Here is a 12,755-nt window from a genome sequence, read left to right as displayed (position 1 = left end):
CTTCCGGTTTCAGGCGAGCTGGGCGGCGATGGCGTCGGCCAGCTGCGGCGGGACGCCGAGGCGGGCGCGCAGGGTGTCGGCGTCGATCCGGCTCCCGGTACGGGTCTGGTGGTCGGCGGCGACCTTGCGGGCGTGATCGACCAGCGCGGCCGGGACCGGCGGAACAGGAGTAGCGGGTGTAGCCGGGGCGGGTTGTGGCGTCGTGACAGGTTCGGCGGCCGGGAGCGCGGCGAGGTCTCCGGCCTCGGTCAGCGCATCCGGGATGGCTTCCGGCTCATGCGCGGTGACCGGTACGGGTGCGGCGGTGGTGGCAGGCACTTCTGCCGCCGGGTGGTCGGTGGTGGAGTGGGCGAGGAGAGTGCCGCCCATGAAGGCCAGCGCGGGCCAGGCGGCGACGAGGATGCTCAGCCAGGCCGGGACGTGGTGGAGGTCGAGGAGTCCGGCGGTGGCGACGTTGGCGCCGAGCGAGGCCACCAAGGCAATCAGGAACCAGCACCAGGCCAGCCGGGACGGGCCATCGCTCCGCAGCCGCCGCCAGGAGGCGACCAGGAGCAGATCCACGGACACGGGGTAGGCCCAGGCTTTCCAGCCGTCCTGTCCGGCAGCGGCGGCCAGATCGTGGAGGTGGGCGAAGGACAGGGCCCCGGCAATGACGGCCTGGACCAACACCGCGTCCACGCGCAGGGCGGGGCGGGCCATCAGAACCCCTCACCCGGGTAGGGCGGGCCGTCGCTGGGGTCGTAGCCGGGCGGGAACGTCCCCGGCGGCGGCTCCGGCAGGGACGCGGCCAGAGACGTACCGACGATCTCGATGAAGTAGGCGTCGGCTCCGGCGGTGTCACCGTAGAGAGCGAGCTGACCGAGCATCAGGACGGTGCGGGCGAAGTCCTCGCAGTGCGGGCACATGACGGGGCTTCCTCCCTTCTGCAGACATGGCGGGGGTAGGGACCTGGCGCGAAGGCGGTCACGCCGACCGGGGGTGCGGGGAAGGGTCAGGCGGTGGCGGGGGCTGTCTTGGACAGCGGCACCCGGGCCGGAGCCAGCGGGGCGAGCGCGGGCCGGAAGGCCGCCAGGGCGGGCAGGTCCGGGGTGCGCTCCGCATGCTTGTTGCAGATATTCACGGCCTCGCGCAGCGAGGTGTGCGGGGCACGGATACGGGCCCAGCCACCGGAGGAGTCACCGGTCACGGCGATGCCGGGGGTGTCCGTCGGGATTTGGATGGCGGCGAGGACGGCGTCCGGGGAGATGTCGCCGAAGGCCATGTTGGCGGAGGATTCGTCGTTGACGCGATGCGCGGTACGGCCCGTGAGCTGGGCGCGGAGCATGGTGATGCCCTTGCCGAGTTCGGAGCCGAAGCGCTGCCCGCAGATTTCGAGGTAGATGCCGGCGGCCCGGCCGAGCTGGGCGAGGCGGACCAGGGCGGTGATGATGCGGTCGCGCCGCTTCTCCTCCTCCTTGGTGGCGAACAGGGCGAGTTCGGCGACCTCATCGACCAGGACCACGACCGGGACCGGGCGCAGGTGGTCGGGCAGGTCCCAAATGTCGGCGGCGATCTCCGCGTCCGGCACGTCCACCGTGATCCGCTGCTCGGCCCGGATCATCTGGTAGACGCCCTCCATGTGCGTGACGAGGGCCTCCAGGAGGTCGACGGCGGTGTCCGGGTTGTCGGCGAGCGCGGAGAAGCGGCGGGCCAGCGGGAACAGCTCGACGCCCTGCTTGCAGTCGATGCCCACCAGCGCGACATCCAGCGGGGCCAGCCCGACGACCAGGTTGCGCTGGAAGACGGACTTCCCCGACTCCGTGGCGCCAAGGGTCAGCCCGTGCGGGACCGTCCGGTAGTCGCGGTAGTGGACCGAGCCGTCCTCCCGCAGGGCGACCGGGACCCGCATCGGGCGGGTGTCGGTCCTGGCAGGCATCTGGACCCGCTTGAGGACGTCGTAGCCGGTCATCCTCACCTCGACCACACCGGAGCGCAGTTCACGCGAGGTGACGCCGTACAGGCCGAAGGAGTGGCGCAGCCGGTCGGAGGCCGCCGCGACGTCGAAGGCGTCCTGACCGGGTCGGAGCTTGAGCCGCAGGACCAGGCCCGTGCGGGTGGGGCGCAGCCGCAGGATGCGGGGGGCCCGGGGGCCGGGCGCCGGCCGGTTGCCTATCCGGGCGAGAGCCAGGCGCCAGCGGGAGGGCGGGACCGTCAGCCCGCAGGCGTCCATGACGGAGGAGTAGCGGACCAGGACCCGCAGCCCGGCGAGGGTGACGCCGAAGGTCAGCCAGTACCAGGCGGGGCGCCGCCACCGCAGAAGACCCGCAGCAGCGACGACCAGCACCAGCGCGACCATGAACCAGGTCATGATCAGGCAGCCTTCGGCTTCGAGGCAGCGGCGACAAGCGAGGTCACGGCGACCGCCCGGAAGGCGATCCCGTGGCGCTTCTGGCCGTTGAACTCGTTCTCCCACGCCGAGGCGACCAGACCGGTCAGCGCGACCGGAGTCCCCATCGCCAGGTCCTCGGAGACGCCCGGCTGCGGAACGGTGAGCTTGAGGATCTCCACCTCATCCGGCGTGGAGAACATGACCTCCACCGTCATCAGCGTGACGCCGTCCTTGTCGAGGGCGATCTCACCGGTACGGCGGTCCTTGACCTTGGGCTGCGGAGCCTTGGCGACCATCACGGTCGCGGCGGACGTGTCTACGGGAATCTGACGCACAGCGATTCACTCCTCTATAGAGGCTGGACTCCGTCACTTATGTACATGAGTGACATGAAGAAGAGTGCATGACTCCTGTACATGAGTCAACCCGCCGCGAAGAAGAAGTCGCGACGGGCTGAGGGGAGTTGAGGATGCGTCAGTCGAGGGCGGGGATCCGGTACTCGAAAACGAACTGGTCAGCGGCCATGAGCGTGTCACAGACCTCGACCACGCGTCCCTCGGTCGTACGTGCTTCACGGATCAGGTGGATGACGGGGGCGCCGGGGCTGAGAGCCAGCTCCGAGGACTCCGCCTTGGAGGCCGGCCGCCCTTGCAGGGTCTCGACGAACTCCTCGAACTCGTGCCCGTGGTCTTCGAGTCGGGCGTAGATGCCGCCACCGCCGGGGTTCTCGGCGAACAGCTCAGGGATGTCCTTCACGACGTCCCACGGGAGGTACGACGTCGCCGTCTCGACGGGCGTGCCGTTACGGAAGTAGAGGCGTCGCCGGGCGAGCACCTGAGTGCCGGCGGGGACGCCCAAGCGCTCCGCAGCATCCTCCGGGGCCTCCATTGGGCCGATGTAGAGGACGCTCACCTTGGCCGTGGCGCCGGACTGCGCAGACTCGGCGAGATAGGCAGCTTTGCCACCCTGCCGAAGTGAACGCCGGAAGCGGTCGGAGGACCGATGGCGCACGGGCGGCCGATCCTTCACGATCGAGCCCTTGCCGTGCCGTGTCTCGACCAGCCCGCTCGCACGCACCTCGACCATGGCCTTACGGATCGTGCCGCCTGATACGCCGTAGCGGTCCACCAGCTCGGACTCACTGGGCACCATGTCGCCGGGCTTGATGACACCGGCCCGGATCTGCTGCACGATCTCGTCTGCGATCTGTACGTAGCGAGGTACGGACCGCTCACCTCCTACTGCTGTTCCCATAGTCCTTCTCTTCCTCCTATGCTCCTGCACATGAGTAACAGTGCCCAGGAAGGCGAGTCAACGCCGCTCCACTCCGTGTCCGTGGCCGGAGTGGTCATCGGCGAGGACGGCCGACTCCTGGCGATCCGCCGCGCGGACAACGGCACTTGGGAACTTCCCGGCGGCGTACTCGAACTCAACGAGACCCCCGAGGCCGGCGTCGCCCGCGAAGTCTTGGAAGAGACGGGCATCCACGTCGAGGTGGACCAGCTCACCGGGGTCTACAAGAACACCACCCGGGGCATCGTCGCCCTTGTCTTCCGCTGCAAGCCTTCAGGCGGCACAGAGCGCACCTCCAGCGAATCAACCGAGGTCGACTGGCTCACGCCCGAAGAGGTCAGCGAACGCATGGCCGAGGTCTTCGCCATCCGGCTCCTGGACGCCTTGGACGGCAACGGGCCTCACGTGCGGAGCCATGACGGCAAGAGCCTGATCGCAGCGCGGTAGAACTTTCCCTACTTCATCAAGGCCCGCGCACGGCGCGGGCGCGCGCCGCCTCTGCGGCGCGGCCTGCCTCCTGTCTGCGCCCCGGCTGGCCGCGCCCGGCGGCGCGCTGGCGAGCTGCGGGCATGAAGTGGGAGACACCCTCTGTGGCTGGGGCGGTCGGCTCCACGGCTTTAGGCAGCCACTTTGGGGCGAGCCTCTAAGATCATGGCCCCAACGTCGTGCTTTAACGGGCAGGTCCACAGACTGCCCGACGCGCCGGAAGCTTACGGGGCCATGATCACTCGCCCCAAAGCAGCTCCAGCCCAAAGCCGTTCCACCGACCTTCTCGGAACCAGACTCCCGCCCCACCCAACGGATCTAGAGTTGCCTTATGGCTCCTCGCGATCAGAAAAGAATGGACCGGCATACCTGGCTACCTCATAAAGCAGTGCGCGCCTGCATTCGACTCTCCAAGCGACACGAAAAGAAATTCCAAGAGGCGCGGCACTTTATGATCGACGTCGCCGCATTCATCTCCATCATGTCGCATCCGTCCCGCGGAACGCGCAGAACAGATCAGGACATGCTAGACGCTCTGACTCTAGTGGCTGAAATGCAGGTACTCGTGGAGGCTTCAGAGGAGCGGCTGCTCCGAGAGGCTCGACGTCGAGGGATCACGTTTCGCGAGATAGCCGATGCCATGGCCATGCGAAGCAGGCAATCCGCAGAGCAGCGCTTCATTCGCCTCGCCGGAGGCAAGGGAGAAGCCGAGCAGAATCATATGAATCGCCGCCGTCAGGCGCGCTTCGGGTACGTCGCAGATGCCCAGGACAGGCATGAGAACCACCTCATGAACCTGAACCTGGCATTCCGCTGGATTGCGTTTGATGCAGACCTTCCGGAGGAAGTAGCGCAGGATCCTGAGGACGAGAACTAGACGCGCCCGCGCCCCCTCCGCGAACGGAGGCTTGTTGGATCAACAGGAGCATCCCTGACACAGCCGTCATCTGCTCTGGACTGACGAATTGCGAACAAGCGATGAGTAACCCGATTTGAACGAACATCCTCACATCCAGAACGCGCGCGAGGGCCATCATTTTCCCGTATCGAGAGTTTCGCATTAGCAGTTCCACCCCTTTTCCTTCACGGAACACCGCTACCGACTAAGCAATAGTGGCACTCGCAAAAGAAGGGGCCGCAGCACAGGAAAATGTTATCCGAGCCTATAAGGCCCCCTCAGCCCGCAACGTCACAGGTGAGGGCCCCGAACGTCTCGGCCAAGGATTGCAAGCTCGTCAACGAATGATTGACTACGCAGGACGGCAACGCACTGTGAGCAGGACGAGAAGCGACGGCGGACACTCACGCACGAGCGCCCTCCCGGGCCGCCCTCGGGCCGCGGAAGGGCGCTCAACGTTGACCAACGTCGACAGCTACCGACAGCTCAGCAGCAGGTCAGGGCGTTGATCCATAGCGCAGCCGCAGGTCACGGCCGCCGGTGATCAGTTGTGGATGGTCTGAGAGACGAGCGTGCGTTGGACGCCCTGGCCAGATCGCCCCCTTGTGCGCCCTTCGTGTACGTGTCACACAGTTCAGTGGGCCGGACCTGGGGGAGGGGAGCACTGCATGTCGGTGTTGGGTGGCTATCCGGTAGGGCCGTCGGCCTGGGCCATCGAGCGGTTTGGGCGGCACGCTGGCGCACTTGCCGCTGCGGTCCCGGTGCAACTGGCCAAGGCGCACGGGAAGGCTCACGCCGCGCACCTCGCCGCGGGACTGAAGAAGCGGAGTCCGTACGGTGTCGCCCTCGCTGGGGTGGTGCGCGAGAACCTGGCGGAGACGGCGCGAGAGCTGGGGGAAGCCGTGCGCGACGTGCGGGGGTACGAGTATGCGGTGATCAATGATCACGCACTCTTCCCCTTCCGGTACGCGGACAGGCCGAAGCCCCTGGATCGAGCCCGGTTGCCGGCCAACGCATCGCCTACTCGGCATCGGCTGTTCAGGGCGCACGGGCCGCAGCCTCCGGAAGGCCTGTTCGATGTCGATGAGGACCTGGCGACCGAGGAGTACCTGGGGCTGCACGAAGTGTTCGAGGAGCTGGGAGCTTCCACCAGGCTGGTCTGTGTGTTCTTCACGGCCGACGCCGAGAACGGCATCCATGCCATCCACTGGGGGGACGCGCACCTCGAGCCCGATCGCACTTTCACCTGGCCCTACAGGGAACAGCTCCCGGTTGCTCCCGTGCAGATGGAGTGACGGACGGTGGCACCGCTGCCTGGGCACGGCCGGTCGAGGCCGACTGAGTCCTGGGCCGTCCCTGGGCCGTCCGAGGCCGACCGACGCCGACAGACGACGCGCAGGGGTCCCCCTCCCACCCCGCTCTGGCCTGGGCCCCCGGCGATGATCTGCCACCCTGGACGCGTTATGTCTGCACCCGGAGAACTGGGGCGACGATGCCGGGCCGGCTGACTACGGTGGTTCCGTGCTGGAAGACGATGGTGGTCTGGCCGCCTGGCTGGAGTCGAAGCGGTTACTCACTAGCCCTGAGCGTCACATCGACACGTTGCGATGCCTGCTCGCCGAGGACGACGACGCGCTTTTGATGTACGACTACGACCTGATCAGTGATCCGCAGACGGTCGCCATCGTGAGAGCTCAGCAGGGCACAGCGGGACAGCGCCGCCGCAGGCTGCGGCGACTGGCAGCGCGCCGGCCCTCCGCGACGTGACATCAGCGGATGACATCAACACCCCTGGACGGCAACGGACTGGAACGGCCGCAGGGGGGCACCACCAACCCTCAGCGTCGCGGGCGCGGAGCAGGCCGCACGGCCCCATGATCGAACTCTTAAATCGGGTGTCGGACTTACCTTCGGCGTCGGATGTACCAACCCGCCACCAGCACGATGAGGATGGCAACGACGAAGGCCCACACGGTCGTTGCGCCGTCGTACGAGCGGTAGGCAATCAGAGCAAGCATGTTCAGGCGGATACCCTGGGCGTGTGGCTTCAGCAGACACGCGTCGTCCGCCCCTCTGCCGAATGCGTGTCGAAGACGCCGCACGTCCGCAATCGTCAGCCGAAGAACACGAGGTCAGAGGGCATGCACCGGCGAACTCACCAAGCGCCTTCTAAGCGCTTGGCCGCAGGTTCGAGTCCTGCCGGGGGCGCCACACCCCGCCCTCCCCCCGGGAGGGCGTTTTTGCTGGTCAGGGCGGTTTGCGAGTCCGGTGGAGTGGGTGGACGGGAGCGGCTGGACTTCTGGTGAAGTCGGCGGGAGTCCCGTTGGGGACAATCGCGGCCGGTTCTTGGGAACCTTCCGAATCCCGGTGCGGTCTCTCCGCGGTCGGCGAGAGATGCCTGTGATGTCGCGACTGCCCGGACGCGGGCACATCGGCATGCAGGCTGAAGGAGGGTCGCATATCGGATCACCCTTGGCGCCATGCGTCTCGCCTTGACCTCCCGCGACGCGCCCGCCACGGGCGCTTACACCCATGACCGGGCCCCGGTCCATGGGGAGACCTCGGGACTCACAGCCGACTCACAGCCTGGCGAGGCAGTGTGCTGTCCGTTGCGGTGAGCATGATCGGTCCGGACGGTGAACAGACCGGGAAGTTCCGGTCGGGGGTCTCCCGGGCGGCCGCAGTCGCGCCCCCGACCACCACGTCACAGCGCTCCCCCCATCCGCGCCTTCGCGAGCCGAGGGCCGTGCGGTCCGGATCCGTGCTGCTGGTTCTTCGCGGCAGAACTGCCGGAGATGCCGGACGTACATGATCGCGTGACGATGACGTGCGGAGCTCACCGGGCTCGGATCTCTGCGAGGTCGGACTCCCAAGTCCCGTGCTGTGCACAGGACATGCGCACGCCACCCTGCCTCGATACCGTCCACATGCTGGGAACGGCCGACTTCGGCCGTCCGGCGCGCCGCGCGAGGACTAGGCTGCCGTACAGACGTCCAAGACCCCGACGGCATGTCGTTGCCGAGCACAGATCGCCGCAAGGAGCGGGCCCGTCGCCCGGCGCATCCCTGGAGACAACCGGGTGTGTCCGCAGTCCTGCCGCGCAGGCGGGGCCGGTCGGCCGTTGCCCGACCTCCGCCGAATGTACTCCGCTGCCGGAAGTGGGCCGAAGGAGCCGGGATTCCGGCACCAGACGTCCACTGCCGGACGGTCTTCCGAAGCGAGGCGTCATGCCCCTTCCGCCGCTCACGATCCACCGTCACGACCGAAGAAATCGGGCACTGATCACGCTGGCCGGTGAGATCGACCTCGAGACGGTGCCCCTGGTGCGCGCATCACTGGAACGGTGTCTGCGCGACGGCATCCGCACCATCGACGTCGACCTCGCCCCCGTCACCTTCTGCGACTGCAGCGGCCTCAACGCCTTCCTCCACGCCTCACACCGCATGACCGCGGCCGGGGGAACGCTGCGACTCCACCATCCGCCGCCGACGCTGGTCCTCATGCTCGACGTCGCCGGCTGCGACTTCCTGCTCCCGGGCGTCCCATTCGGGCGTCTGCCGCCTCCTCCCGGAAACGCCCCGGCGGCCAGGGCCACCGCCGTCCCGCCGCATCGGCCTGTCCCGCCTGCGTCTGCCCTCGCGGGCGGTGCGGTGTGATGGCTCGGCCGCATCAGGGATGGTCGCGGCAGCCCCGCAGAGACGAGAGGGCCCGTGTGGACTTCGGCGCGGACGCGGTGCGGTTACGACGGGTGAACCGATGGCTCGTGGAGGACATCCGTGAAGATCTCGGGGATCTCTACGAGGAGTCCTGCGCAACGGGATCCGGTAGGACATACCGGAGTCCCAGCCGCCAGGACTTCCTGAACCGTCTGGCGGGCGACATCCGCCGGCCGGGGTTCGCCATGGTGATCGCGGAGACGGACGGTCTGTCGGGGTGCGCCTTCGGTTTCCCGGTACTCGGTGACGGCAGCTGGTGGCTCGGATTCGACGGCGCCCTACGACACAGGATTGAGCGGATCACCAGATCCAGCGGTGTCTTCGCGATCAGCGACACCGTGGTCCGGCCATACCCGAAGGACGAGAAGCTGGCCCAGCGTCTGCAGGAGAGGCTGCTGACCGACCACCAGGCCGCTGTCGGCGCCACCTTGGTGGATCATGCCGACCTTCCGACTCTCGACTCGCTCCGCTCCTCTGGATGGCTTGACATCGGAGTGGTTCGGAAACAGACGAGCGCCACCACGTTCCGCGCGCTGGTGCTCCCCCTCGTGGAGCGGACGACGGCAACGGAGGGTCGTGCACACGAAGCCTGGACACGGTGGCCCGGGTGAGGTCCGACAGCCGGTCGTCCCGGATTCAGGTACTGGTCGCCGAGCAGGCGGCCCGGCGGGGTGCCCGGGTCGGCGTGGTGGATGTGTGCACCGCGGCCGCGGCCGCTCTGCCGGTCGGCGGAGCCGGACTTTCCGCGATGTCAAAGTCCGCGGCGAGCCATCCGTTGTGCAGCACCGACGATGTCAGCGAGCAGCTGGAGGAGCTCCAGCTCACCTTGGGCGAGGGGCCTTGCGTGGATGCCTTCACACAGGGCTCGGCGGTACTGACGCCCGATCTGCTCGCCACTCAAGTGCAGCACCGCTGGTCCGTGTTCGCCGACGCCGCCCTGGAAGCCGGGGCACGCGCCGTCTTCGCCTTCCCTCTGCAGATGGGGGCGATCAGCCCCGGAGTTCTGGACCTGTACTCCCAAGCCCCGGGCCAGTTGGACGCAGAGGAGCTGGCCGACGCGTTGGCTTTCGCCGACACCGCCACTCTGGTCCTGCTCGACTCCCGGATCGACGGGGAAGAGGACCTGGCCGGCGGACGGTCGACGGACCGTCGCTTCGAGGACCTGGGCGCGTACCGCGCGGAGATCGACCAGGCCACGGGCATGCTCACGGCCCAGCTCGGAGTGTGTGCCGAAGAAGCCTTCGTCCGCCTGCGCGCCCACGCCTACGCCAGAGGACGCCGCCTCGCCGCGGTGGCCGCCGACGTGGTCGCCCGCCGTCTCACGTTTTCCCCGCGCGCGGACACGGATCAGGCCGACGATGAAGCCTGAGACCTCTGCCGGGCCAGGAAGCCGAGCCGACGATCCGGACGGCGAACCGAACCCGAGAACCGCGCCCAGGAACCACGCCGGGAAACCGGACAAGAAGTGAGTTGCGCCTCCCGTCCCCTCATTCGGGCCGGATCAGTCTCAACGGAGGGTGTGCACGATGAACAAGCGACTCCTGGCCAAGACCTTCGTCGAGCTGGCGGACAACCTGGTCGCCGACTTCGACCTGATCGATTTCCTGCGCCTGCTGACCGACCGCTGTGTGGGCATGCTCGGCGCGAGTGCCGCAGGCGTGCTGCTCGCGGACCGCGACGGCGCACTCCGCGTCATGGCCGCCTCCGACGAACAGGTACGCCTCCTGGAGCTCTTCCAGCTGCAGAACGACGAAGGGCCCTGCCTGGACTGCTTCCGCACCGGCGCACCGGTCATCGTGGCCAACCTGAGCGAGGAGTCCGACCGCTGGCCACGCTTTGTCGCGGCGGCCCACCGCAGCGGGTTCGGGGCGGTCCAGGCTCTGCCGATGCGTCTACGGGACGAGGTCGTCGGGGCCCTCAACCTCTTCCACGCCGCCCCGGGCCCCTTCGAGCCGGACGCCACGCCGCTCGCCCAGGCCCTGGCCGACGTCGCCACCATCAGCCTGCTGCAACAGCGCACCGCGCACCGCAGTACCGTCCTCAACGAACAACTGCAGAACGCGCTGAACAGCCGCGTCCTGATCGAACAGGCCAAGGGGAAACTCGCCGAACGCCGGGGCATCGACATGGAACAAGCCTTCACCACACTGCGCGGTTACGCCCGTGCTCACAACCGGCGCCTGTCCGACCTGGCCCGCGAGTTCATCGACGACTCCGACGCCCTCCCCGGCCTGAGGTCCTGACCGATGTCGCCGCAGGTCAGCAGCACCGCCCTGGCTGCGGTTCACGGGCTGCGGTCCAGGAGCTGTGGTGGTCCAGGAGCTACGAGTCACAGAACCTGCGTTCCGGACCGGACGGCCGCCGCCGATGGTGTTCGGCGACGGCCGTGGTCGCGAGGACGCGAGGCCCCCCGGCCATCGGGTCGTCGCGCGCTGTCCTCCGCGGCGACGGGGTGGCGGGAGCACCCCGAGTGGAAAACGCCAGGAGGACGGAAGCTGGAGCCGCGTTCTCCGGCGATGCGGCTCCGGCCGGCCTCGATTGCGACTCGGGGGCTGGGAGCCTGAGCGGGGGACTTGCCAATCGCGTGGATTCCTGACACGAACGCAGTCCCGCCTGCCTTGCTCTGACCGTAGAGCAGATGCGCGACGAGCGGAACAGGGCATGCCGTACGCGTTCCGGTCTTGACGCTGTTTCGGAACGGACCTGGCAGCAGCGGCCGGCCACCGTTCACAGGAGGCGCCGGCGACACTTGTCGGTCACCCGTGGCGCTCGCGGTCCCGCCGGTCCTCGCGGTTCCAGCGCTCTCGGTGCTGACGGCTGTAGCGGCGATCCCAGCGGTCCTGACGCTCCCGGCGGTCCCGGTAGTCCTGGTACTCACCGAAGTCGGATCCACCGCCGCGGCCTCGGCCCCCGCGGCCGTAACGGGTCGCTCCGAAGACCAACACAGCCGCGGCGACCCACCAGATGGGGTTGAGGAAACCGAGGCCGAACAAGAACACGATCAGGACGAGATACAGAACGGACACAGCGCGCCTCCCCGGGAGCAAAACACAGCGTCGGTACCGGGGACTGGGGCCTCACCGCACAGCGTAGTCCTGTCCGAAGGCTGCCGACAGGTTCTACCCGAAGACTGCCGACGGCGACCGACGGACACCTTCACCGTGGCTCCTCCACCCTCAGCAGCCCCAGGGCCCGCCGGAGGAACTCCCCCATACGCAAGTACCGTTGACACGCGAGGGCGCCGGGCGTTGACTGGCAGCACGGCGTAGGGCCATGCCGCTCCGGATCATTCGGGCGAGGCATCCCCCCAACCCGCTCCGCCCGGCCCCCGCGGAACCAGGAGATTCCCGCCATCCGGAGGTCCGGCGATGTCACGGAGTTCTCTCTCCGGCCGGGGGCACGCCCGGCCGCGTGGGCCGCAGTATGGTTGGTTATGGGTTGGTTCACTCTCACGTGCGACCGCCCGGAAGGGCGGCTCCGGCGTGTTTGCGCCGGAGCCGTTGGCTCATGCCTCGTGAGGGTGTCGCGCCCGGAAGGGAGAGGGCATGATCCAGGCAGCCGATATCCGCGAGTGGCGCGACCATGATGTCGTGGACGCGAAGGGGCGCAAGATCGGCGTGCTCGAAGCGATCTATGTGGACACCACCACCGACGAACCGGCCGCAGCCACCGTGCGAACCGGACTGCCCACCCGCCAGCGCCTTGTTTTCGTCCCCCTCGACGAGGCGATCCTCGGGCCGGGCTACCTCAGGGTCTCCTACGCCAAGAGCCTGGTGAGAAAGGCTCCTTCGATCGGCACGGACGACATCCTGCCCGCTGAACAGGAGAAGGGGATCTTCCAGTACTACGGCATGCCCTACCAGCCGGGCGGGAAGGGCGAACGACAACTCGCGCGCCGCTGAGCGTCCACGCCCCGTCCCACCCGGTCCGGTACGGCCGAGTCCGGTACGGCCCGGTCCAGCGCAGTCCGGTCCAGTCCAAGGGAGGCGTTCAG

15 protein-coding genes are annotated in these 12,755 nt (G+C 68.1%); 9 read left to right on the top strand and 6 right to left on the bottom strand.

Annotated features, from left to right (window positions below):
• Positions 1–9: 9 nt before the first annotated feature.
• The 5 genes from OG985_RS30045 to OG985_RS30025 form a co-directional block, all read right to left on the bottom strand.
• Positions 10–699: a DUF2637 domain-containing protein gene (locus tag OG985_RS30045; protein ID WP_371671474.1), complete on the bottom strand. Its 690-nt coding sequence runs from the start codon at positions 697–699 to the stop codon at positions 10–12.
• A complete protein-coding gene (locus tag OG985_RS30040) occupies positions 699–905 on the bottom strand; it encodes a hypothetical protein (protein WP_371671473.1) in 207 nt (68 codons plus the stop codon). The genes OG985_RS30045 and OG985_RS30040 overlap by 1 nt, the downstream gene beginning before the upstream one ends.
• 86 nt (positions 906–991) lie before the next feature.
• Positions 992–2,347, bottom strand: a complete 1,356-nt coding sequence (locus OG985_RS30035) for an FtsK/SpoIIIE domain-containing protein (protein ID WP_371671472.1) — start codon at positions 2,345–2,347, stop codon at positions 992–994.
• A gap of 2 nt (positions 2,348–2,349) precedes the next feature.
• A complete protein-coding gene (locus tag OG985_RS30030) occupies positions 2,350–2,703 on the bottom strand; it encodes a hypothetical protein (protein ID WP_371671471.1) in 354 nt (117 codons plus the stop codon).
• 139 nt (positions 2,704–2,842) lie between these two features.
• Entirely contained in the window at positions 2,843–3,622 is a 780-nt protein-coding gene (locus OG985_RS30025; RefSeq protein ID WP_371671470.1) for a GntR family transcriptional regulator, read from the bottom strand.
• Between the two features lie 18 nt (positions 3,623–3,640).
• On the opposite strand from OG985_RS30025, the gene OG985_RS30020 reads away from it, so the two are divergent.
• From OG985_RS30020 to OG985_RS29985, 8 genes are all read left to right on the top strand, one after another.
• Positions 3,641–4,108, top strand: coding sequence for an NUDIX hydrolase (locus tag OG985_RS30020; RefSeq protein ID WP_371671469.1), 468 nt, complete (start codon positions 3,641–3,643; stop codon positions 4,106–4,108).
• Between the two features lie 370 nt (positions 4,109–4,478).
• Complete coding sequence (locus tag OG985_RS30015; RefSeq protein ID WP_371671468.1) at positions 4,479–5,024, top strand: hypothetical protein; 546 nt, start codon at positions 4,479–4,481, stop codon at positions 5,022–5,024.
• A gap of 689 nt (positions 5,025–5,713) precedes the next feature.
• Positions 5,714–6,340 carry a hypothetical protein gene (locus OG985_RS30010; protein WP_371671467.1) on the top strand — a complete coding sequence of 209 codons (627 nt, stop codon included), beginning with the start codon at positions 5,714–5,716 and terminating at the stop codon, positions 6,338–6,340.
• Between the two features lie 226 nt (positions 6,341–6,566).
• A complete protein-coding gene (locus OG985_RS30005) occupies positions 6,567–6,812 on the top strand; it encodes a hypothetical protein (RefSeq protein WP_371671466.1) in 246 nt (81 codons plus the stop codon).
• Positions 6,813–8,272: 1,460 nt separating this feature from the next.
• Complete coding sequence (locus OG985_RS30000; protein WP_371671465.1) at positions 8,273–8,701, top strand: STAS domain-containing protein; 429 nt, start codon at positions 8,273–8,275, stop codon at positions 8,699–8,701.
• Between the two features lie 92 nt (positions 8,702–8,793).
• Positions 8,794–9,372, top strand: a complete 579-nt coding sequence (locus tag OG985_RS29995; RefSeq protein WP_371671464.1) for a hypothetical protein — start codon at positions 8,794–8,796, stop codon at positions 9,370–9,372.
• Entirely contained in the window at positions 9,369–10,130 is a 762-nt protein-coding gene (locus OG985_RS29990; protein WP_371671463.1) for a GAF and ANTAR domain-containing protein, read from the top strand. The genes OG985_RS29995 and OG985_RS29990 overlap by 4 nt, the downstream gene beginning before the upstream one ends.
• A 157-nt stretch (positions 10,131–10,287) precedes the next feature.
• Positions 10,288–11,004, top strand: coding sequence for a GAF and ANTAR domain-containing protein (locus OG985_RS29985; protein WP_371671462.1), 717 nt, complete (start codon positions 10,288–10,290; stop codon positions 11,002–11,004).
• A 513-nt stretch (positions 11,005–11,517) separates the two neighbouring features.
• On the opposite strand, the gene OG985_RS29980 is transcribed toward OG985_RS29985, so the two are convergent.
• Positions 11,518–11,787: a hypothetical protein gene (locus OG985_RS29980; RefSeq protein ID WP_371671461.1), complete on the bottom strand. Its 270-nt coding sequence runs from the start codon at positions 11,785–11,787 to the stop codon at positions 11,518–11,520.
• A 519-nt stretch (positions 11,788–12,306) separates the two neighbouring features.
• On the opposite strand from OG985_RS29980, the gene OG985_RS29975 reads away from it, so the two are divergent.
• Positions 12,307–12,663, top strand: a complete 357-nt coding sequence (locus tag OG985_RS29975) for a PRC-barrel domain-containing protein (RefSeq protein WP_371671460.1) — start codon at positions 12,307–12,309, stop codon at positions 12,661–12,663.
• Positions 12,664–12,755: the final 92 nt, after the last annotated feature.

Source organism: Streptomyces sp. NBC_00289, from assembly GCF_041435115.1.
GTDB lineage: Bacteria > Actinomycetota > Actinomycetes > Streptomycetales > Streptomycetaceae > Streptomyces.
Note: the sequence above shows the minus strand (reverse complement) of the source record. Positions and strands in the feature narration are given on the sequence as shown.